18 protein-coding genes are annotated in these 21,388 nt (G+C 72.0%); 17 read left to right on the top strand and 1 reads right to left on the bottom strand.

Annotated features, from left to right (window positions below; translation table 11 throughout):
- Positions 1-4: 4 nt before the first annotated feature.
- From AC6JBM_RS23805 to AC6JBM_RS23790, 4 genes are all read left to right on the top strand, one after another.
- On the top strand, positions 5-841 hold the full coding sequence (locus AC6JBM_RS23805; RefSeq protein ID WP_497985784.1) for a hypothetical protein: 837 nt from the start codon (positions 5-7) through the stop codon (positions 839-841).
- Between the two features lie 10 nt (positions 842-851).
- A complete protein-coding gene (locus tag AC6JBM_RS23800; RefSeq protein WP_497985783.1) occupies positions 852-1,586 on the top strand; it encodes a phosphotransferase enzyme family protein in 735 nt (244 codons plus the stop codon).
- A 116-nt stretch (positions 1,587-1,702) separates the two neighbouring features.
- Entirely contained in the window at positions 1,703-2,338 is a 636-nt protein-coding gene (locus tag AC6JBM_RS23795) for a TetR/AcrR family transcriptional regulator (protein ID WP_497985782.1), read from the top strand.
- 16 nt (positions 2,339-2,354) lie between these two features.
- Entirely contained in the window at positions 2,355-4,889 is a 2,535-nt protein-coding gene (locus tag AC6JBM_RS23790) for an MMPL family transporter (RefSeq protein ID WP_497985781.1), read from the top strand.
- A gap of 49 nt (positions 4,890-4,938) precedes the next feature.
- On the opposite strand, the gene AC6JBM_RS23785 is transcribed toward AC6JBM_RS23790, so the two are convergent.
- Complete coding sequence (locus AC6JBM_RS23785) at positions 4,939-6,366, bottom strand: MDR family MFS transporter (RefSeq protein WP_497985780.1); 1,428 nt, start codon at positions 6,364-6,366, stop codon at positions 4,939-4,941.
- Between the two features lie 65 nt (positions 6,367-6,431).
- Between AC6JBM_RS23785 and AC6JBM_RS23780 the strand changes: the two genes are divergently transcribed.
- From AC6JBM_RS23780 to AC6JBM_RS23720, 13 genes are all read left to right on the top strand, one after another.
- Positions 6,432-7,028, top strand: coding sequence for a TetR/AcrR family transcriptional regulator (locus AC6JBM_RS23780; RefSeq protein WP_350610359.1), 597 nt, complete (start codon positions 6,432-6,434; stop codon positions 7,026-7,028).
- A complete protein-coding gene (locus AC6JBM_RS23775) occupies positions 7,025-7,366 on the top strand; it encodes a cyclic-phosphate processing receiver domain-containing protein (protein ID WP_497985779.1) in 342 nt (113 codons plus the stop codon). Before AC6JBM_RS23780 ends, AC6JBM_RS23775 begins: the two co-directional genes overlap by 4 nt.
- A gap of 99 nt (positions 7,367-7,465) precedes the next feature.
- Positions 7,466-8,743 (top strand): carbohydrate binding domain-containing protein, encoded by a 1,278-nt coding sequence (locus AC6JBM_RS23770; protein ID WP_497985778.1) that lies wholly within the window; start codon positions 7,466-7,468, stop codon positions 8,741-8,743.
- Between the two features lie 236 nt (positions 8,744-8,979).
- Complete coding sequence (locus tag AC6JBM_RS23765; RefSeq protein ID WP_497985777.1) at positions 8,980-9,711, top strand: SDR family oxidoreductase; 732 nt, start codon at positions 8,980-8,982, stop codon at positions 9,709-9,711.
- On the top strand, positions 9,674-10,129 hold the full coding sequence (locus AC6JBM_RS23760; RefSeq protein ID WP_497985776.1) for an RICIN domain-containing protein: 456 nt from the start codon (positions 9,674-9,676) through the stop codon (positions 10,127-10,129). Before AC6JBM_RS23765 ends, AC6JBM_RS23760 begins: the two co-directional genes overlap by 38 nt.
- 205 nt (positions 10,130-10,334) lie before the next feature.
- The gene (locus tag AC6JBM_RS23755; RefSeq protein WP_497985775.1) at positions 10,335-11,858 is read left to right on the top strand and encodes a carboxylesterase family protein; all 1,524 of its coding nucleotides are present in this window, start codon (positions 10,335-10,337) and stop codon (positions 11,856-11,858) included.
- Positions 11,859-11,939: 81 nt separating this feature from the next.
- The gene (locus AC6JBM_RS23750; protein WP_497985774.1) at positions 11,940-13,655 is read left to right on the top strand and encodes an AMP-binding protein; all 1,716 of its coding nucleotides are present in this window, start codon (positions 11,940-11,942) and stop codon (positions 13,653-13,655) included.
- On the top strand, positions 13,652-14,446 hold the full coding sequence (locus tag AC6JBM_RS23745) for a TIGR03084 family metal-binding protein (protein WP_497985773.1): 795 nt from the start codon (positions 13,652-13,654) through the stop codon (positions 14,444-14,446). The genes AC6JBM_RS23750 and AC6JBM_RS23745 overlap by 4 nt, the downstream gene beginning before the upstream one ends.
- A complete protein-coding gene (locus AC6JBM_RS23740; protein ID WP_497985772.1) occupies positions 14,446-16,080 on the top strand; it encodes an acyl-CoA carboxylase subunit beta in 1,635 nt (544 codons plus the stop codon). The genes AC6JBM_RS23745 and AC6JBM_RS23740 overlap by 1 nt, the downstream gene beginning before the upstream one ends.
- Positions 16,077-18,035 carry an acetyl/propionyl/methylcrotonyl-CoA carboxylase subunit alpha gene (locus AC6JBM_RS23735; protein ID WP_497985771.1) on the top strand — a complete coding sequence of 653 codons (1,959 nt, stop codon included), beginning with the start codon at positions 16,077-16,079 and terminating at the stop codon, positions 18,033-18,035. Before AC6JBM_RS23740 ends, AC6JBM_RS23735 begins: the two co-directional genes overlap by 4 nt.
- Positions 18,032-19,795, top strand: a complete 1,764-nt coding sequence (locus AC6JBM_RS23730; protein WP_497985770.1) for an acyclic terpene utilization AtuA family protein — start codon at positions 18,032-18,034, stop codon at positions 19,793-19,795. The genes AC6JBM_RS23735 and AC6JBM_RS23730 overlap by 4 nt, the downstream gene beginning before the upstream one ends.
- Positions 19,792-20,547, top strand: a complete 756-nt coding sequence (locus tag AC6JBM_RS23725; protein ID WP_497985769.1) for an enoyl-CoA hydratase-related protein — start codon at positions 19,792-19,794, stop codon at positions 20,545-20,547. Before AC6JBM_RS23730 ends, AC6JBM_RS23725 begins: the two co-directional genes overlap by 4 nt.
- 41 nt (positions 20,548-20,588) lie before the next feature.
- Complete coding sequence (locus AC6JBM_RS23720; protein WP_497985768.1) at positions 20,589-21,221, top strand: TetR/AcrR family transcriptional regulator; 633 nt, start codon at positions 20,589-20,591, stop codon at positions 21,219-21,221.
- Positions 21,222-21,388 lie beyond the last annotated feature (167 nt).

Here is a 21,388-nt window from a genome sequence, read left to right as displayed (position 1 = left end):
GACCGTGATAGCGCTGGCGTTCGCCGTGGCCGGCGCGCTCGGCTACGGCATCGGCTCGATCGCCCAGGCGGCCGGCGCCCGGCGCAGCCGCGACACCCTGCGCGCCCTGGGCCACCCCCTGTACCTGGCCGGCCTCGCCTGCGACCTGCTGGCCTGGTTCGCCTCCCTCGTCGCGCTGCGGACCCTGCCGGTCTACCAGGTCCAGGCCGTCCTGGCCGGCTCCCTCGCGGTGACCGTTGTCGCCGCCCGGCTGTTCCTGGCCGCCCGCATCCGTCCGCGGGACGCGGCGGCGGTCGTGGTCACGATCCTGGCGCTGGCTGTCGTGGCCGCGGCCGCCGGGCCCCAGGACGAGGTGCGGCCGTCCGCGGCGCTGCGGTGGGGCCTGGTGGCGTCGGCGGCCGTGCTCGCGGGCGGTGGATGGCTCGCGACCCGTGCGCTGCGGCCGGCCGCGGCCGCGCTGGCCGGGCTCGCCTACGGGGGAGCGGCGCTGTGTGCGCGGGCCCTGCCCGTGCCCGCCCACCGCGATGTCCTCGCCGTCGCCGGCTCGCTGCTGGCCGAGCCGCTCACGTGGGCCCTGGCCGTGTTCGGCGTCACCGGGACGCTGCTGTACGCGTTCGCCCTGCAGTACGGGCAGGTCGGGCCCGTGACCGCGGTGCTGTGGATCACCGAGGTCGTGGTGCCGTCCGTGGTGGGGGTCGCGGTCCTGCACGACACGGTCCGGGCGGGCTGGGCCCCCGCCGCCGTGCTCGCGGTCCTGGCCACCACGGCCGCCGCGGTCGTGCTGGCCACCGCCCCGGCCACGGCGACCGCCACCGCGGAGGGCGCCGAATGGGCCGAATAAGCTGTGCCGAGTGGGATGGGAAGCACTCGGGCGATGGGGTGAGGACGCCACTCGCCTCGAACCGCTCGCCGGCGGCGTCGCCAACGACGTGTGGAGCGTGCGCGTCGACGGGCGGCTCGCAGTCGGTCGTCTCGGCACCCGGAGCGACGCCGATCTCGCCTGGGAGACCGGGCTCCTCCAGCACCTCGACCGGGCGGGGCTGACCGTTCCGGTCCCGATCCCCACCACGGACGGCCGGCCGTTCGCCGACGGTCTGGTGGTGATGAGCTACGTGGACGGCGGACCGCCCGAGACGCAGGACGACTGGCGTCGCGTGGCGGCCACGCTCCGCGAGCTGCATCGCCTGACGCGGGGCTGGCCGCAGCGCCCGGGCTGGCGCTCGTCGACCGACCTCCTGCACGCCGAGACCGGGACGAAGATCGACCTCGGCGCGATGCCCCCCGAGGGCGTCGCGCGATGCCGGGCGGCGTGGGCGCGGCTCGCCGGACGTCAGACGTGCGTCGTGCACGGCAACCCCGCCAACCCGGGCAACGTCCGGGTGACAGCGGGCCGGGTCGCGCTGATCGACTGGGACGAGGCGCACGTCGACGTCCCCGACCTCGACCTCGTGCTGCCCGGCAACGCCGCCGGCCTCGACGACGGCGCGCTCGACATCGCCGGGCAGGCGTCGGCCGCGTGGGAGGCCGCCGTGTGCTGGGACGACGAGTACTCGGCCAGGCGCCTCGCCGAGGTCCGGGCAGTCTGAGAACGGCCTACGGCCGCCCGTCCGCCGCGCGAGAATGTGGTCGCGGGTATGAGATGCGCCTCGTCTTCACCGACCGAGTTGCACCCAGTGCATCGTTGCACCTAGTGTAAGTGGACGTGAGTGATCATGGGGGACGGCGGGAGGCGCTCAAGGCCCGCCACCGCGCGGCCATCCTCGATGCCGCGCGGAGCCTCATCGACGAGCGGGGCGGGGCGCACTTCTCCGTCGACGAGCTCGCGGACCGGGCCGACGTCGCCCGCCGTACCGTCTTCAACCACTTCGCCTCCCTCGACGACGTGCTGCTCACGCTCGGCACCGACGTGCTCTCCGTCGTCATCAACGACTTCCTCGCGCAGGTCGCGGCCGCGCCCGTCGGCGACGGCAGCCGGGCCTCCATGTTCGACGAGCTCGCCCGGACCTTGCGCGCGGCCGACCTCGCGGCGGTGATCGTCTCCGTGACCGCGATCGTCGGCGTGGCCGGCGAGGACGACGCCCGCTCCCCGATGCTCACGCACACCGCGTTCCGGCGGACCGGGGGCGCGCTCGCGGCCGAGGTCACGCGCCGGTACCCCGGAGCCCACCCGCTCGACGTCGAGCTGCTCATCAACTCGCTCATGAGCGGCATGACCGTGATCGCCGGCCGCTGGATCGCGATGACCGGCGCCGCCCTCGACGACGAGTCCCGGGCGGTGTGGGACGACCTGCTCACCCGGCTTCTCGACAACATCCGCAACGGATATCTGCCTGCCTGAAAGGAATACCGCGGCCATGGCCGAACTGTTGTACCGGCTCGGGCGTTTCAGCGCCCGCCGCCATTGGGTGGTGATCGCGACCTGGATCGTGGTCATCGGACTCGCCGGGGGCGCCTACGCGCTGTTCCACGGCTCGCTGTCCGGGGCGATCACGATCCCCGGCACGCCCACGAGCAAGGTGGCCGACGAGCTCGCGGCGAAGTTCCCGAAGGCGAGCGGGGGCAGCGGGACCGTCGTGTTCGCCACCACCTCCGGCTCGGCCTTCACCGACCAGCAGAAGGCGGGCATCGCCGCGCTGCTCAAGGACCTCGGCGGCGAGCCCGGCGTGAAGGGCACGACCGACCCGTTCCAGACCCAGACCGAGCGCGACGCCCAGCAGCAGAAGATCACCGACGGGCGGGCCCAGCTCACCCAGGGCAAGCAGCAGCTCGACGCCGGTCAGGCGCAGCTCGACACCGGCAAGCAGCAGCTCGAAGCCGCCCAGCAGCAGCTGGACGCGGCCAAGGCGCAGTCGCCCGGCTCGGCCCAGCTCGCGGGCCAGCAGCAGCAGCTCGACAAGAAGAAGCAGGAGCTGGAGGCCAGCCAGAAGCAGATCGACGACGGCCGGGCCCAGCTCGAGGCGCAGGGCAAGCAGCTCGAGGTCGGCGCGCAGCTGATGGACCTGGCCAAGGAGCTGCGCACGGTGTCCAAGAACGGCTCCGCGGCCGTCGGCGTCGTGCAGTTCGACACCCCGACGTACGCGGTGCCGAAGGAGGTCAAGGACGACATCGTCCAGAAGGCCGCCGACGCGAAGATCGACGGGGTCGAGGTCAACGTCTCCAACGACATCGCGCAGACCGTGCCCAGCGTGCTCGGGCCCGGCGAGGTCGTCGGTGTCGTCATCGCCGCGATCGCGCTGTTCGTGATGCTCGGCACGCTGCTGGGCGCCACCCTGCCGCTGCTCGGGGCGCTGCTCGGCGTCGGCGTCGGGGTCCTCGCCGCGCTGTCGTTCTCCGACGTCGTCACCATGATCTCGGTGACGCCCGTGCTCGGCGTCATGCTCGGCCTGGCCGTCGGCATCGACTACGCGCTGTTCATCCTCAACCGGCACCGGCGCCAGCTCAAGCAGGGCGTGGAGATGGGGGAGTCGATCGGCCTGGCCAACGGCACCTCCGGCAACGCCGTGGTGTTCGCGGGCTCGACCGTGCTCGTCGCGCTGCTCGCCCTCAACGTCACCGGAATCCCGTTCCTGGGACTCATGGGTACCGTCGGCGCGGTCTGCGTCGCCGTCGCCGTGCTCGTCGCGATCACGCTCACCCCGGCGCTGCTGTCGCTCGTGGGCCTGCGCATCCTCAGCCGCAAGGAGCGGGCCCGCATCGGCGAGGCCGCCGCGCTGCCGGCGGTGCCGCAGACCACGATGTCGACGGGCCGCTCGGTGCTTACGCTCATCGCCGGGGTGCTCGTGCTCGGGGTCATCGCGATCCCGGCCATGTCGATGCGGCTGGGGCTGCCGGTGGGCTCCTCGGAGGCGGAGGACTCGCAGCAGTACCGCGCCTACAAGACGGTCGAGCGGGAGTTCGGGGCCGGCGTGAACGGGCCGCTGCTCGTGGTCGCCCACCTGCCCGGCAAGCCCACCGGCACCGACCTCACCGCGATCGAGGCGGCCATCGGCGCCAAGCTCGCCGCCCAGCGGGACGTGGTCGCGGTCGCCCCGATCGGCGCGTCCGACGACGGGACCGTGGCCGCGTTCCAGGTCGTGCCCAAGGACGGGCCGTCCAGCGAGTCCACCGCGCAGCTCGTGCGGGACCTGCGCGCCGCGTCACCGCTGAGCGTCGAGGCCGGGAAGGTCGAGCTCGGCGTGGCCGGCAACGCCAGCGGCAACATCGACGTGTCGCAGAAGCTCGCCGACGTCCTGCCGCTGTACCTCGCGCTCGTCGTCGGACTCTCGCTGATCATCCTGATCTTCGTGTTCCGGTCGATCCTCGTTCCGCTGACCGCGACCGCCGGCTTCGTGCTGTCGCTGCTGGCGGCGTTCGGCGGCCTGACCGCGATCTACCAGTGGGGCTGGCTCGGCGGGGTCTTCGGGGTGCACGACCCGTCGCCGGTGCTGAGCTTCCTGCCGACGATCGAGATCGGCATCCTGTTCGGCCTGGCCATGGACTACCAGCTGTTCCTGGTCTCGGGGATGCGGGAGGCGTACGTCCACGGCGCCCCGGCCCGCCTCGCCGTGCGCCGCGGCCTGCACGCCGGCCGGGCGGTCGTCACCGCGGCGGCGATCATCATGATCGCCGTGTTCGCCGGCTTCATCTTCTCGGAGTCGGCGACCATCCGGCCGATCGGCTTCGGGCTCTCCTTCGGCGTGCTGGTCGACGCCTTCGTCGTGCGCATGCTGCTCATCCCCGCCGCGATGCACCTGCTGGGCCGGTCGGCCTGGTGGCTGCCGAATTGGCTCGACCGCATCCTGCCCGACGTCGACGTGGAGGGCGCGAAGCTCGAGCGCACCCACCCGATCGACCCGCACGCCGCTCACCCCGAGCCCGTCCCGGCGGAGGCCGCGACCGGCAAGGCCTGAGTCGTCGCAACTGCCCGGCCGGCATTCGTCCGGCCGGGCAGTCCGCCGCTCAGGCTCGACCGGCGCCGGCCGGGGCCGCGACCGGCACCGGCCGGGCGTCCGCTTCGGCCGGGGTGCCGCTCCGGCCGGGCAGGAGCAACGCGAGCACCAGCGCGATGCCGGTGAAGCCGACGGTCCACCAGAACGCGATGTCGAACGCGGACGCGAGCGAGCCGGTGCGGGTGGCCGAGGTGGCCAGGATGACGGCGAGCAGCGCCACCCCGACCGAGCCGCCGACCTGCTGCGCGATGCGGGTCACGGTGCTCGCGTGCGGCACCTGCTCGCGTTCGAGGCCGACGAACGCGACCGTCATCAGCGGGATCATCACGATGCCCATGCCGAGGCCCCGCACGAACAGCGTCGCCAGGAGCCACCAGGTCGCCGTGTGGGCGCCGGCGAACGCGAACGGCACGGTGCCGAGCCCGACGAGCAGGAACCCGAACACGGTCACCGAGCGGGCGCTGAAGCGCTCCATCAGCCGGCCGGCAACGCTCCGGCTCAGCAGCGAGCCGACGCCCTGCGGGATCAGCAGCAGGCCCGCGCCCAGCGCGTCGGTGCCGCGCAGCTGCTGCCAGTACAACGGCAGCAAGAGCATCGCACCGTAGAGCGACGCGCCGGAGAGAAACATCAGCCCGGAGGCGGCCCACGTCGGGCGGGAGCGCAGCACCTCGAGGTCGACGAGCGCGGCTCCCCGGCGGTGCAACGCCCACAGCACGAAGGCGACCAGCAGCGCGGCGCCGGCGATGAGCGGCGCGAGGACGTCGGCGCGGCCGAAGCCGCCCGGCTTGGTCACGTTGGACAGGCCCCACAGCAGCGCGACCAGCGACGGGGACAGCAGGATCAGGCCCACGGCGTCCAGCGGGGCGCGGCGGGCCGGGCCGTCGGCCGGAATCATCCGCCAGGCCAGGAACAGGCCGGCCAGGCACAGCGGCACGTTGACCAGGAACAGCCAGCGCCAGTCGCCGACGCCGAGGATCAGCCCGCCGATCACGGGTCCGAGGATCGGGCCGACCGCGGCCGGCAGCGCGACGGTGCTCATCAGCCGCGCGCGGTCCGGGCCGGTCGCCGCCTGCATGACGATCGTGGTCAGCAGCGGCATCATGACGCCGCCGCCGAGGCCCTGGACCACGCGGAACGCGATGAGGCTCGGGGCGTCCCAGGCGAACGAGCACAGCACCGAGCCGAGCAGGAACACCGTCAGCGCGGCCATCCACAGCCGCTTCGCGCCGAGGTGGCTCTGCAGCCAGCCGACGAGCGGGATGACCACGCCGAGGGCGAGCAGGTAGGCCGTGGAGACCCACTGGATGGTGCCCACGTCGGCGTGCAGGTCGCCGCCGAGCTCGTGCAGGGCGACGCTGACGATCGTGGAGTCGAGGATGACCGCCACGGCGCCCACGAGGACGGCGACGGCGGTGCGCATGGCGGTTCGGTCGGTCATCGGAGCCACCTTAAGATACGCGGTTGTACCTAACCGACGGTACGGCGGCATGTTAAGATACGCAAGTGCACCTTAAAACGCGTCGACGTGGCGCCGATCTCGAGGACGCGATCCTCGAGGCGGCGTGGGAGGTGCTGAACGAGCACGGCTACGAGGGCTTCACCTTCGAGGCGATCGCCGCGCGGGCGGGGACGAGCCGGCCGGTGCTGTACCGGCGCTGGCCGCAGCGTGACGACCTGCTCCTGGCGACCCTGCGCAAGCACTGGACCGCGACGCCGATCCCGGTGCCCGACACCGGCAGCCTCCGCGACGACGCCGTCGGCGTGCTGCGCAACGCCGACGGCTCGCGATCCCAGTGGATCACCCTGGTGAGCGTGCTGCTGGTCGACTACTTCCGCGAGACCGGCCAGAGCTTCAGCGACCTGCGCGCCGCGATGCGCCCGCCGGGCCTGGCCACGCCGTTCGAGCGGCTCGTGGCCCGCGCCGTGGAGCGCGGCGACCTGCCCGCCGCGCCGCGCTCGCCCCGCGTGGTGAACCTGCCGTTCGACCTGCTCCGCCACGAGATGCTGATGACCCTGCGCCCGGTCCCGCCCGAGGTCATCGACGAGATCGTCGACGACGTGTGGCTGCCGCTGCTGTATGCCACCACCGGTGCCGCATGAGGCTGCTCATCGACGACCTGCGCGACTTCCTCGACCCGGCCCCGGCGCACGTGGCGCGCACGAGCCTCGCCGGCCTGGAGCTGCTGCGTCGGTACCGTCACGAGCGCATCGACGAGCTCTGGCTCGATCACGACCTGGGCGGCGACGACACCGTCTGGCCCGTCGTCGAGGAGCTGGAGCGGGCCGCCTTCGACGGCGCCCCCTTCGACGTCGGCACCGTCTACGTGCACTCCGCCAACCCGCCGGGCGCCGCGAAGATCCTGCAGGCGCTGCGCCGCTGGAACTACCACACGGTGGCGGCGACGCATTCGGCCGCCGTCGGCTACCGGGACGTGTGAGGCCCCGGATGCCCTGGCGGCTGCGGGTGTTCTAGTCGCAGCCTGAAGGAATAGTTAACAAACCTTGACATTAGCGGACCGACCCACTCTCATCAATGCATGCGTAGGTGGAGAGGTCTGGCGATCGGCGCCGGGTGCGTCACGGCCGCCGTGGTGGCGATTTCCGCGATGGTGCTGCCGGCCAGCGCCGGCACGAACGCCGTCGGCGATCCGGGCTTCGAGTCCGGCCTGTCCGGGTGGACGTGCAGCGGCACCGCGAGCGCGGCGACGGGCACCGTCCACTCCGGGACGTACGCGCTGAAGGCCACGCCCAGCGCCGCCGACACGGCCCAGTGCACCCAGTCCGTGCCGGTGTCGCCGAACACCACGTACACGCTGACGGCGTGGGTGAACGGCAGCTACGTGTACATCGGAGCCTCCGGCGCGAGCATCTGGACGCCGTCCACCGGCGGGGCGTTCCAGCAGCTCTCCACGTCCTTCACGACGTCGTCCACCACGACGAGCGTGACGGTGTTCGTACACGGGTGGTACGGGCAGCCGACGTACTACGCCGACGACTTCGCGCTCACGACCGGCTCGGGCGGCGGCGGTACGACGCCCCCGCCGACCACCGCGCCGGCCAGCCCGTCGCCGTCGAAGAGCCCGTCGCCGACGAGCAGCCCCAGTCCCACCAAGAGCCCGACCACCAGCCCGACGGGCGGCACGGGGCCTGGCGCGAGCCTCGCGGCCTGCCCGTTCTGGTCCACCGTCACCCCGCCGGCCCGGGTCATCGGGCCGAGCCACAACGCGACGAGCCAGGCCCCGATGATCAGCCTGAGCGGCCGGCTCCCCGCCCCGTCCACGGTGACCGGCTCACTGAGCGGCTCGAGCGTGACGATCACGTTCAGCCGGGTGGCGGGCGCCGCGGCGTACCGCGTGTGGCGCAACAGCCAGTCCGTCGGCTGGGTCGACGACTGGGGCCAGGCGACGCTCTCCGTGACCGACACGGCCCCGTGCCGCAACGCGCACTACACGATCGCGGCCCTGCGCTCCGACGGCAGCGACGCCTCCACCGGCGCGCTGTCCCAGCCGTACATCCTCGCCGACAGCGGCGCCGTCCAGCCCTTCGCGCTCGCCCCGGGCACCCAGTTCCAGTACGAGATCACGTCCTACAACGACGCCGGCCAGACCGCGAGCGGCTTCAACACGGCGCTAGGCATCTGCGCGGTCGACACCCGCTACATCCCGTGGGGGACCCGCTTCAAGGTCGACGGGTACGGCTACTGCTACGCGGCCGACATCGGCACCTGGATCCAGGGCCAGATCGTCGACGTGTGGCTCCCCGGCGCGGAGGCGGACGCCTGGGGCGTGCAGAAGCGGACGATCACCATCCAGTGAGCGGTGGTGAGTGACCGCCCACCGAACCTGCACATGTTCGCCCCGGCGCTTGCACGCCTGCGTCGCGAGTGTCGCGTAGCGTGCGTGCGATGGGTGTGCGCTGGGCTGCTTGGGTCTCAGCCCTGGGGTTGACGCTGGCGCTGCTCGGCGGGGTACCCGGTCCTCTCCGCGACTTGCCGGGACACGGGTGCGGTAGAACCGAATGACCGCGCTCATGACGGATGGGAAGAGGACGGATGATGACCAGCACGGCCGCCGGGAAGGTCAGTCTCGTGACCGGGGCCAACAAAGGCATCGGGTTGGAGATCGCGCGACAGCTGGCCAGGCTCGGCCATACGGCATTGGTCGCGGCGCGCGACACCACGCGCGGGCAAGCGGCGGTGCGGCAGCTTCAGGCGGAGGGACTGGATGCGGTGTTCCTCCCGCTGGATGTCACGGATCAGTCGAGCATCGATGCGGCGGCGCACGCGGTCGAGGAGCGTTTCGGCCGGCTCGACGTGCTGGTCAACAACGCTGCCGTCGCCCTGGACGACGCGCCGCCCAGCGGCCTGGACGTCGCCATCCTGCGCCGGACCTACGAGACCAATGTGTTCGGTGTCTTCGCGGTCATCCGGGCGATGCTGCCTTTGCTGCACAAGGCGGACGCCGGCCGGATCGTGAACATGTCCTCCGGTGCGGGATCGCTCACGCTGACCAGCGGCCCGGACTGGCGACCGGAATGGAACACGCTGGCGTACAACACGTCGAAATCGGCGCTCAACGCCATCACGGTGCATCTCGCCGTCGAGCTGCGGTCCACTCCGATCAAGGTCAACGCGGTCAATCCCGGCTACGTCCGCACCGACATGTCTCCGGAAGGCGACCGCACCGTGGAGCAAGGAGCGATCGCCCCGGTCCGGCTTGCCACCCTGCCGGCCGACGGCCCGACCGGTGGCTTCTTCGACGAAAACGGCATCGTTGCCTGGTGAGGCTTACGAACTTAGCGAGGCCCGGTACTGCCTGGACATGAAATCCGAAGACCCGGCCGAGGGGGCCGGGGCGCAGCTGTGGAACTGCACGCACGTAGCGGAGCAGCAGTTCATCCTCGTCGGGGCGAGCGGGCCGGTGCTCGGCCTGCAGACCATCCGGTCCAAGAGCGCCGGCAAGTGTCTGGCGGTCGCCGGCACGACGGCCGGGTCCGGCGTCATCCAGCACCCCTGTTACAGCGGCCCGGTTCCCAACCCGGGCGGCAGCTTCACCCAGGCCGAGAACTGGGACCTGCGCACGACCGGTGAGATCGTCAACGAGCTGACCGGCATGCGCCTGGACACCACCGCCGACAGCAAGGGCGCGTTCCTCATGGTGTGGCCCTGCAACGGCAACATCGCGCAACGCTGGTTCTTCTAGGAACCCGGCTGCCCTGCGCCCACCCGCGTCACCGTTGCGGGTGGGCGCAGGACCCTGCGCGGGTTCGGTGGACGCGCTTGCTGGCAACCCCGGCGGCCGCGTAGTCTGCACGAATATTAGCGTAGTGCTAACTGGTCGAGGCCAGCCCGAGTCGCACCCCGTTGGGTCCGGGTGCGATCCAGGGGAACCATCTGCGGGGAGTGACATGCCGGGGGTACACGAGATGCCGGATGCGGCCCCGGCCCTGCCGACGTGTGAGGTGCACACGCGTCAGGGTGCGGTGCGTGGAGTGGTGCGCGGGGGTGTTCGCACCTTCTGGGGCCTGCGGTACGCCAGTCCAGCAGTGCGTTTCCAGCGTGCCCGGCCGAGCCTCGGCTGGAGCGGCGTCTTCGACGCGACGGTGCCGAAGGCGATGGCCCCGCAGGCCCCGTTCGGCGACATCTTCCGGACCCCGCCGGGTGGCTTCTCCGAGGACTGCCTCTACCTGAACCTCCATGTGCCGGATGAGCCCGCCCCGGCTCCGCGACCCGTCCTCGTCTGGATCCATGGGGGCGCCGGTGGCTCCGGGGCCGCGAACCAGTACGACGGAACCGCGCTCGCCCGCCAGGGCGACCTCGTCGTCGTGACGATCAACTACCGGCTCGGGCCGCTCGCCCAGGTCGACGTCGCGCAATGGGGGCCCGACTATGAGGGCTCGGGCGATCTCGCCTTCTACGACCAGGTGGTGGCCCTGGAGTGGGTGCGCGATCACGTCGGCGACTTCGGCGGGGACCCGCGGCGCGTCACCATCGCCGGTGAGTCCGCGGGCGCCGGCGCGGTCGTCGAGTTGTGCGCGTCCCCCGTCTCCGCCGGCCTGTTCCGCGGTGCCATCGCCTCCTCCGCGCCGGCCCTGTCCGACCGGCGGCAAGGTGGGCACCTCGAGGAGCTCGGCAAAAAGCTCAAGCTGGCGCCGGAGGAGTTGCGGCGCCGCCTCGTCGAGTGCTCCTGGCCCCAGCTGTTCGACCTGGCGGCGAAGGCGCGAGGGCGGCGCGAGGTGGCGAAGACCTACCTGCGCGGGCGGGTCGCCGATCTCATCGCCGCGAAGGGGGAGCGGGCCCCGGACCTGGTGATCGGATACGCGTGCCACGAGGGTGACTCGATGGAGTTCCTCATGCGGCGGGGTCTGCGGCGGCTCGGTCCGCTCGCCGGGCCGGCGCTGCATCTGCTGATGCTGCAGGTCGTGCCGCACGTGGCGGGTGGACGGGGCCTGCGAGGCGAGTACCTGCGGCGGCTGCGGCGCGAGCACGGTGTCCGGTACGGCGCGCGATTCAACGACCTCGTGTGGACCGACCTGTTCCGGCGCGGCGCAGTCGAGGCGGCGGAAGGCACGACGCGCTCGGGCGCTCGGGCGTACCTGTACGAGCTCGACGTCCCGACCGTCATCGACGGGCAGCGTATGCGATCCACCCACGGCGTGGACATCAGCCTGACGTTCAACTGCTGGCGCGATCCGGGCGCGATGGACGAGCCGCTCACCGACGATCCGCACGCCCCGGCACTCGCCGACCGATGGGTGGCGATGATCGCCCAGTTCTGCCGGACGGGCTCGGCGGACGGTCCCCTGGGTGCATGGCCGGCGTACGACCTGGTTGCACGCCGGGTGCTGCGGGTCACCCCGCAGGAGAGCCGGGTCCTGCTCGACCCCGACCCGGAGTACCGGCAGCGCGTCTGGCCCGAGCGGGCCGAGTAGGCGGATCTCTTGACGCCGCACTGATCGAAAGTTTAGCGTAATGCTAAATCGGCTGTGAGTCAGGAGTGCAAATTGGTGGCCGTGCCCGCTGAGTGCCACTTCGCGACCCTCTGGGAGGCCGTCGCCGATGTCATCGGCGACGAGCCCGCGGTCACGCAGGGCACCCGAACCGTCACCTGGTCCGACTATGAGCGGCGGGCCGCTCAGCTGGCCGGGGCGCTGAGCGACGCCGGCATCGGGGCCGGCAGCAAGGTCGCGCTCTACCTCCACAACGCCCCGGAGTATCTCGAGGCGCAGTTCGCCGCCCTGAAGATCCGGGCGGTGCCCGTCAACGTCAACTACCGGTATCTCGACACCGAGCTCAGCTACGTGCTGGACAACAGCGACGCGGAAGTGGTCGTGTTCCACGCTTCGCTGGCCGGGCACGTGGCCGGGGTGATGGACCGGCACCCCGCCGTGCGGCTGTGGTTGCAGGTCGACGACGTCGGGGCCGCACTGATCCAGGGCGCGACGTCGTACGAGCACGCGATCGCCGCGGCGCAACCCGCTCCGCGGCAGGCCAGGGACGAGCGCGACGTCTACATGCTGTACACCGGCGGCACCACGGGGACGCCGAAAGGGGTGATGTTCCCGATCGGGGAGTTCACCCGGCGCTGGGTCAACTCCATCGCCGAGCTCCTCGAACAGCCACCGCCGCAGGACCTCGGCTGGTGTATCGAGACCGCACGACACCTGGCGGCCGCCAAAGCCGCGCCGGTGGTGCTTCCCGCCTGTCCGCTGATGCACGGTACGGGCATGTGGCTCGGGGTCTTCCTGACCCACTCCATCGGGGGGCACGTCGTCCTGGCGCCCAGCGGGTCGTTCGATCCCGACGAGATCTGGGCCACCGTGAGCGCGCATGCGGTGACCGCGCTCGTCATCGTCGGGGACGCGTTCGCGCTTCCGCTGGCCCGGGCGCGCGAGACCGCCAGAGCGGCCGGGGCGGAGGACGACGTGTCCAGCCTGACGTTCGTCATGAGCTCCGGCGCCATGCTCAGCGCGCCCGTCAAGGCCGCGCTCATCGACGTGCTGGGCGACTCCGCGGTCATCGGGGACCTGATGGGGTCGACCGAGGGTCCGGGCGGATCTGCCACCACGACGAAGCACGAGGCGACGGACACCGCCCGGTTCATGCCGGCGCCGGGCGCCCGGGTGCTCACCGAGGACGGAACCGACGTCCGGGCCGGCTCCGGCGTCCCGGGCCTGCTCGCCATCACGGGGCTGGGGAATGTGCCCATCGGCTACTACAAGGACCCGGAACGCAGCGCCCGGCTCGTCCGCACCGTCGACGGGGTGCGCTACTCGATCCCCGGTGACTGGGCGACCGTCGACACGGACGGCACGATCGTGCTCCTCGGGCGCGGGTCGGGCTGCATCAATACCGCCGGGGAGAAGGTGTTTCCCGAGGAGGTGGAGGAAGTCCTCAAGCGGCATCCGAGGATCGACGACTGCATCGTCGTCGGCCTTCCCGATGAGCGCTTCGGCGAGCGCGTCGCCGCCGCGGTAGCGGCCGCCCCCGGCGCCGATCTGGGCCACGACGAGGTTCGGTCGTGGGCCAAGACACAGCTCGCGGGCTACAAGGCCCCCCGGGTCGTGCTCATCCTGCCCAGCATCCCGCGGGCGGTCAACGGCAAGGCCGATCTGCGTGCCGCCCGCACCCTGCTGCTCGAAGCCGAAGCGCAGCAGCGCGCCGCGGGCCGGTCCGACGAGCGGCCCACGACGACACGAGCCGCCTGTGCGGACGAGGAGAACCTGTGACCGACCCAGTGGCGATCATCGCCGACCTCGCGGACGAACACGCCGCCCTCGACGAGCGGGTGCGTGACCTGGACGAGCGCCAGTGGCAGGCGCCGTCGCCCGCGGCCGGCTGGACGATCCGCGACTCCATCAGCCACCTGTACTACTTCGACGCCCGCGCGCTGTTCGCGATCACGGACCCGGACGGGTTCGCGCGGCATCGCGCCGAGGTCCATGCGTCCGGCCTGGCCCCGGGTATCGACGTCGCCCCCGGCCGCGAACTCGGCGGCCGCGGCCTCCTGCGAGCCTGGCGCGAGACCAGAGCCGACCTGCTCGCCGGGCTCGCCGCCTTCGACCCCGGCCGCCGGGCGCTGTGGTACGGGCCGGACATGTCGCTGACCAGCTTCGTGACCGCTCGCCTGATGGAGACGTGGGCCCACGGCCAGGACGTCGCCGACGCGCTCGATCTGCCGCCCGTGGTCACCGACCGGCTGCGCAGCGTCTGCCACATCGGGATCGGGGCGCGCGCCTACTCGTTCTGGCAGAACGCCGTGACGGACCCCGGGGACCCCATCCGTGTGGAGGTCACCGGCCCCTCCGGACAGCTCTGGACCTGGGGACCCCGGGACGCCGCCGACCGGGTCACCGGGACGGCCCTTGACCTCGCCCTGCTCGTGACCCATCGGCGCCATCGCTCGGACACCTCGCTCACCGTCACGGGCGAGACGGCCGAGGCCTGGCTTGCGATCGCCCAGGCGTTCGCCGGTCCCAGCGGCGGCGGCCGGCAACCCCTGTCGGCGAAGGTGGCGTGATGGCCGTCCTGACCTCGCAGCTCGACACCCGCTCCGAGCAGTTCAGCAAGAACCGGGCCGACATGCTGGAGCAGCTCGGGCACATCGAGGAGCAGCTGCGGCTGGCCGGCATGGGCGGTGGCGAGAAGGCGATCGCGCGTCACCACGCCAACGGCAAGCTCACCGTTCGCGAGCGTGTTGCCCTGCTCATCGACCCCGACAGCCCCTTCCTGGAGATCGGGGCCCTCGCCGGCTACCACACCGACTATCCGGTCGGCGGCGGTGCGCTGCTCGGTATCGGGACGGTCAACGGGACCGAGTGCGTGATCTTCGGCAACGATCCGACGGTGCTCGGCGGTGCCATGACCGCGACGAGCGCCCCGAAGATCGACCGGGCACTGCTCGTCGCCCGGCAGAACCGGATGCCGTACATCCAGCTGATCGAAAGCGCCGGCGGCGACCTGCGTTCCGACGGCGGCGGCGAGGACGTCGACAGGGTGCTGCGCAAGACGCTCGGGCACTGGGCCGGTTCGGGCCGGTTCTTCTACGAGACGACCGAGCTGTCCGGGCTCGGCATCCCCACCGTTGCCGTGGTGTTCGGCAGCTCCACGGCCGGCGGCGCGTACCTGCCCGGCCTGTCGGAGTACACGATTCTCGTCCGTAACCAGGCCAAGGTGTTCCTCGGCGGTCCGCCGCTGGTGAAGATGGCGACCGGCGAGGAGAGCACGGACGAGGAGCTCGGCGGCGCCGACATGCACGCCGCGGTGAGCGGCCTCGCGGATTACGTCGCGGAGGATGAGCACGACGCGCTGCGGCAGTGCCGCGACGTGGTCGGCCACCTGCACTGGCGCAAGGCGGGCTACGGCCCGACGGGTCCCGGCGACGATCCGGTGCTCGACCCGGAAGACCTGCTGGGCATGGTGTCGCGCGACCTCAAACAGCCGCTCGACGTGCGCGAGGTCATCGGCCGCATCACCGACGGCAGCCGGTTCGAGGAGTTCAAGGCGCGGTACGGCACGACGCTCGTCTGCGGCTGGGCCGAGATGCACGGGTACCCGGTCGGCATTCTCGGCAACAACGGCCCGCTGTTCCCGGAGTCGGCGGTCAAGGCTTCGCAGTTCATCCAGCTCTGCAACAAGATCAGTACGCCGTTGCTGTTCCTGCAGAACATCACCGGCTACATGGTCGGCAAGGAGTACGAGCGGGCCGGCATGGTCAAGCACGGCAGCCAGATGATCAACGCGCTGTCGAACTCGAAGGTCCCGCACATCACGGTCGTCCTCGGCTCGTCCTACGGCGCCGGCAACTACGGCATGGGCGGCCGCGGCTTCGACACCCGCTTCCTGTTCCTGTGGCCGACGGCCAAGCTCGCGGTCATGGGGCCGCAGCAGATGGCGGGCGTCATGTCCCTGGTGCGGCGGGGGCAGGCCGCGCGCAAGGGCATCGCGATCGACGAGGCGGCCGAGCAGGCGCTCACGGACGCGGTCGCGGACATCACCGAGCGGATGTCGCTCGCCCTGTACGCGACCGGTCGGGGCGTGGACGACGGCGTCATCGACCCGCGCGACACCAGGACGGTCGTGGGGCTGTGCCTGTCCGCCTGCCACAGCGCGCCGGTCGAGGGCGCCACCACCTTCGGAGCGTTCCGGCCGTGATCACCACGCTGCTCGTTGCCAACCGGGGCGAGATCGCCCGCCGGATCATGCGCACCGCCGCGGCCATGGGCATGCGCACCGTCGCGGTCTACAGCGACGGCGACGCGCACGCGCCGTTCGTGCGCGACGCGGACCTGGCCGTGCCCCTGCACGGGCAGACCGCGGCGGAGACCTACCTCGACGTGGCGAAGGTGCTCCACGCGGCGCGTCTGGCGGGAGCGGACGGCGTGCACCCCGGCTACGGCTTCCTGTCGGAGAACGCGGGCTTCGCCCGGGCCGTCGCCGAGGCGGGGCTGACCTGGGTCGGCCCGACGCCCGCCGCGATCGCCGCCATGGGCGACAAGCTCGCCGCCAAGACCCTCATGGAGGAGGCCGGCGTCCGGACGCTTCCGTCCCTGCGGCTCGAGGAGGGCGCGGACCTCGCCGCCGCGGCCACCAGGGTCGGCTTCCCCGCCCTCGTGAAGGCCGCCGCCGGCGGCGGAGGCAAGGGCATGCGGGTCGTCGAGCGGGAGGAGGAGCTCGAAGACGCGATCGCGGGCGCGCGCCGCGAGGCGCAGGCCGCATTCGGCGACGGCACGGTCTTCCTCGAGCGCTACCTCACCGGGGCACGCCACGTCGAGGTGCAGATCCTCGGCGACAAGTACGGCAATCTGGTGCACCTGTTCGAGCGGGAGTGCTCGATCCAGCGCCGGCACCAGAAGGTGATCGAGGAGTCGCCGTCCCCGGCGGTGAGCCCGGCGCTTCGCGAGCGGATGGGGCAGGCCGGACTGCTGGCCGCGAAGGCGATCGGCTACGAGAACGCCGGGACGGTGGAGTTCCTGCTCGCGCCGGACGGCGCGTTCTACTTCCTGGAAGTGAACACGCGACTCCAGGTCGAGCACCCCGTCACCGAGATGGTCACCGGGCTCGACCTGGTGCGGGAGCAGCTGCTGGTGGCGCAGGGCGCGGCGCTGTCGTTCACGCAGAGCGACCTGGCTCTGACCGGGCACGCGGTCGAGGCGCGCCTCTACGCCGAGGACCCCGGCAACGACTTCCTTCCGGTCACCGGCACAGTGCTCGTGTGGGAACCGGCGACCGCGCCGGAAGCGAGGTACGACAGCGGCATCGAGTCCGGCAGCCGCATCGGCGTCGAGTTCGACCCGATGCTGGCCAAGGTCATCGCGCACGCGCCGAGCCGCGCTGAGGCCGCGCTGCGGCTGGCCCTGGCCCTGGAGCGGACCGCGATCCAGGGCACGACGACCAACCGCGACTTCCTCGTCGCCACCCTGCGGCACCCGGCGTTCCTGGCCGGCGACACCAGCACGGACTTCATCACCACGATCGGCCCGCCGCGCTCGCGCGAGGTCGCTCCGGCCGACCTGGAGGCGGCGGCCGTGCAAGCCGCGCTCGCGGCCCAGTCCTGGCGCCGTGCGAGCTCGGCGCTGGGGTGCTTCCCGAGCGGATGGCGCAACAGCGTCCTGCCGCCCGAGACGTTCACGTACCTGCACGCGGACCGCGCTGTGCCGGTCACCTACCGCGCGCTGCGCGACGGCAGCTACGCGGTGACCGTGGCCGAGCGCGCCACGACCGCGCGGGTGCTCGCATGCACCGAGCGCGAGATCGAGGTCGAGTTCGACGGGATCAGGCACCGCTCGATCGTGCGCAACCACGGACCGCGCTGGTGGGTGCAGGGACCGCACGGCGACGTGGAACTCTCGCTCGCGCCCCGCTTCCCCCAACCGGAGGCCGAGGGCGTCGACGGCGGCCTCGTGGCCCCCCTGCCCGGTGCGGTCATCGCCGTCCAGGTGAGCGCCGGGGACGCGGTCGAGCCGGGCCGGCTCCTGGTCATCGTGGAGGCAATGAAGATGGAGCATCGCATCACCGCCCCGCACGCGGGGACGGTCGCCGAGCTGCGTGTCGCGGTCGGCGACCAGGTGGCGGCCGGTGACCTGCTCGTCGTCCTGGAGGAAGCGTGACCGCGCGGCGTGCAGTACGGATCGCGAACTGCAGCGGCTTCTACGGAGACCGGCTGGCCGCCGCACGCGAGATGGTCGAGGGCGGTCCCATCGACGTCCTCACCGGCGACTGGCTCGCCGAGCTCACGATGCTCATCCTCGCCAAGGACCGCTTCAAGAACCCGGACGGCGGCTACGCCAAGACGTTCCTGAAGCAGATGGAGCAGGTCATGGGCACCTGCCTCGACCGCGGCATCAAGGTCGTCGCGAACGCCGGGGGCCTCAACCCGAAGGGCCTGGCCGGCGCGCTCGAGCGGCTCGCCGAGACCCTCGGGCTCGCCCCGGCGATCGGGTACGTGGCCGGCGACGACCTGCTCCCTCGGCTCGACGAGCTCAAGGGCGCCGGGCACGAGCTGCGCAACCTCGACACCGGCGAGGCCATCGGGGACCGGGCCGTGCTCACCGCCAACGCGTACCTCGGCGGCTGGGGAATCGCCGAGGCGCTGAGCCGGGAGGCCGACATCGTGGTCACCGGCCGGACCACCGACGCCGCCGTCGCGATGGGCCCGGCGGCGTGGTGGCACGGCTGGGGGCGCACCGACTACGACGCCCTCGCCGGCGCGCTCGTGGCCGGGCACGTCATCGAGTGCGGCTGCCAGGCGACCGGCGGCAACTACGCGTTCTTCCAGGAGGTTCCCGGCCTGGAGCACCCGGGCTTCCCGATCGCCGAAATCGCCGCGGACGGCTCGTCGGTCATCACCAAGCACGACAGCCACGGCGGCCTGGTCTCGGTCGGCACCGTGACCGCGCAGCTGCTGTACGAGATCGCCGGGCCGCGCTACCTCAACCCGGACGTCACGGCGCGCTTCGACACCATCGCCCTCGCCCCGGTGGCGCCGAACCGGGTACGGATCAGCGGGGTCCGCGGCGAGGCGCCGCCCGCGACCTCGAAGGTGTGCGTCAACCTGGCCGGTGCGGTGAAGGCGTCACTCACGTTTCCGCTGGCCGGCCTCGACGTGCGGGAGAAGGCCGACCTGCTGGTGCGATCCCTGTTCGCCGCGGTTCCCGGCGGCCGCGAGAGCTTCCAGTCGGTCGAGGTCGATCTGGTGCGCTCGGACCACGAGGACCCGCAACGCAACGAGGCGGCGATCGCCAACCTGCGCATCACGCTCAAGGACCCGGACGAGAAGAAGTTCGGCAAGCCGCTGACCTCGGCGATCACCGAACTCGGGCTCGCCTCGTACCCTGGCTTCTTCGGCGGCCCGAGCTCCGTTCAGGCGTATGGCGTGTACTGGCCGGCCGCGGTGCCCTCGGACCTGCTCTCGCACGAGGTCGTGGTGGGCGGCGAGGTGACGCGGGTCGCGCCGACACTGCCCACCGGGGCGGAGCCGGCGGTCGAGGTCGAGCGACCCGCGATGCCGGGGCCGGCCGGTGGGCGGACGCGCCGGACGCCCCTGGGCCGGGTTGCCGGGGCCCGGTCCGGCGACAAGGGCGGGAACGCGAACGTCGGGGTGTGGACCCGCACCGACGAGGCGTTCGCGTGGCTGAGCGGCTACCTGACCGTCGACCGGCTCAAGGCGCTGATGCCGGAGACCCATGGGCTCGAGGTCGAGCGGTTCGACCTGCCCCGCATCCGGTCCCTGAACTTCGTCATCCACGGGCTGCTGGGGGAGGGGGTCGCGTCGAGCGGCCGGATGGACCCGCAGGCCAAGAGCCTGGGCGAGTACCTGCGGGCCAAGCACGTCGAAGTGCCCGTCGAGCTGCTCGAGGGCAAGCCGTGACCGCGGTCCGCTACGAGGTGCGCCACGGTGTCGCCACCCTGACCCTGGCCGAACCCGAGCACAAGAACGCACTCAACGCACGCATCATCAACGGTCTCGGCGACGGGCTGTCGGCGGCGGCCGCGGACGAGGCGGTACGGGTCATCGTCCTCACCCACGAGGGCACCACGTTCTGCGCGGGCGCCGACCTCAAGGGGGGCGGGCCGGCGGAGACACCGAGGTACTCCTTCCCGGACGTGCTGGCCGGCATCCAGGACTCGCCCAAGCCGGTCGTCGCCGTGCTGCGGGGGCATTGCATGGGCGGCGGCGTCGGGCTCGCGGCCGCGGCCGACCTGTCGGTGGCATCCACCGACGTGACGTTCGGCTTCACCGAGGTGCGCATCGGTGTCGCGCCCGCGATGATCTCGGTCGTCTGCCTGCCCAAGCTCTCCAGGGCCGACGCGGCGGAGCTCTTCCTGACCGGGCGCAGGATTGCCGCCGCCCGGGCCGCCGAGGTCGGCCTCATCAACCGGGCGGTCGCGCCACCCGACCTGGACAACGAGGTTCGTGCCCTCCTCGACGAGATCGTCGCGGGAGGCCCGCAGGCGCTGGCCGCCACCAAGATGCTCCTGTCGAGCGTGCCGGCCCTGAGCCGATCGGAGGCGTTCGCGGTCACGCAGACGCTCTCCACGGAACTCTTCCGCGGTTCGGAGGCCGCCGAAGGGATCGCGGCGTTCCGTGAGCGCCGGCCTCCGGCGTGGATGCCGTCCTAGCGGGCTCTCCCGTCGAGTTGGCGCTACGCTAATATCAGGGCATGGCTGAAGCGGCGGCGAACGACAACGACGAGGCGCAGGGTCGCCGGCGGAGTCGGCAGGAAACCGAGGCTGTGCTCATGCGTGCCGCCCTGGAGCTGCTCGCGCGAGAGGGTGTGCTGGCGGGCCTGAACCTCAAGGACGTGGCGGACGAGGCCGGGGTGAACCGCGGCCTGATCCACCACTACTTCGGCAGTCGCCAGACGCTGCTCCGCAACGCCCTCGACATGGAGATGCACAACCTCGCCGAGCGCGTCGGCATGGAGGCCTACGTCAACCCGGCACGACGTGGCGCACGGAGCTTCCGGGCCCAGGCCGACGAGATGCAGCTCGCCCGCGTCGTCATGCTCCTGGCGCTCGACGGGGACGACGAGCTCGCGCCCATTCCGTTCTACGAGAGCTCGCTGGAGTTCCTGAAGGACGAGCAAAGCCGAGGCATCTGGGACGAGGATCTCGACCCGCGGGCTCTGCTGGCGCTGTGGTATTCCTTCCTCAGCGGTTACCTCGTGCTGCGTCCGGCGCTGGCCCGGCAGCTCGGGTTGGCGGTCAAGACCCTGGACGCCCGGGTGATGAGCACGATCGGCCGCATGTGGGGACCGCTGTGGCACGAGGGCGACGGCACCGCGGCGCACTGAGGACCTGACCTCGTCACCACGCGTTGACGGGTCCGCGCTGCGGGCCTCGTCTACGCGGGCTTCCGCGTGCGCCGGTGTCGCGCACCGAATTCGACTCGCTCGCAGTCACCGCGGCCGCGGACGGCATCGCGGTGGCTGACGCGCGCCCACCGGGGCGCCGCGACCGC

This window comes from Dactylosporangium thailandense (genome assembly GCF_059739745.1).
Note: the sequence above shows the minus strand (reverse complement) of the source record. Positions and strands in the feature narration are given on the sequence as shown.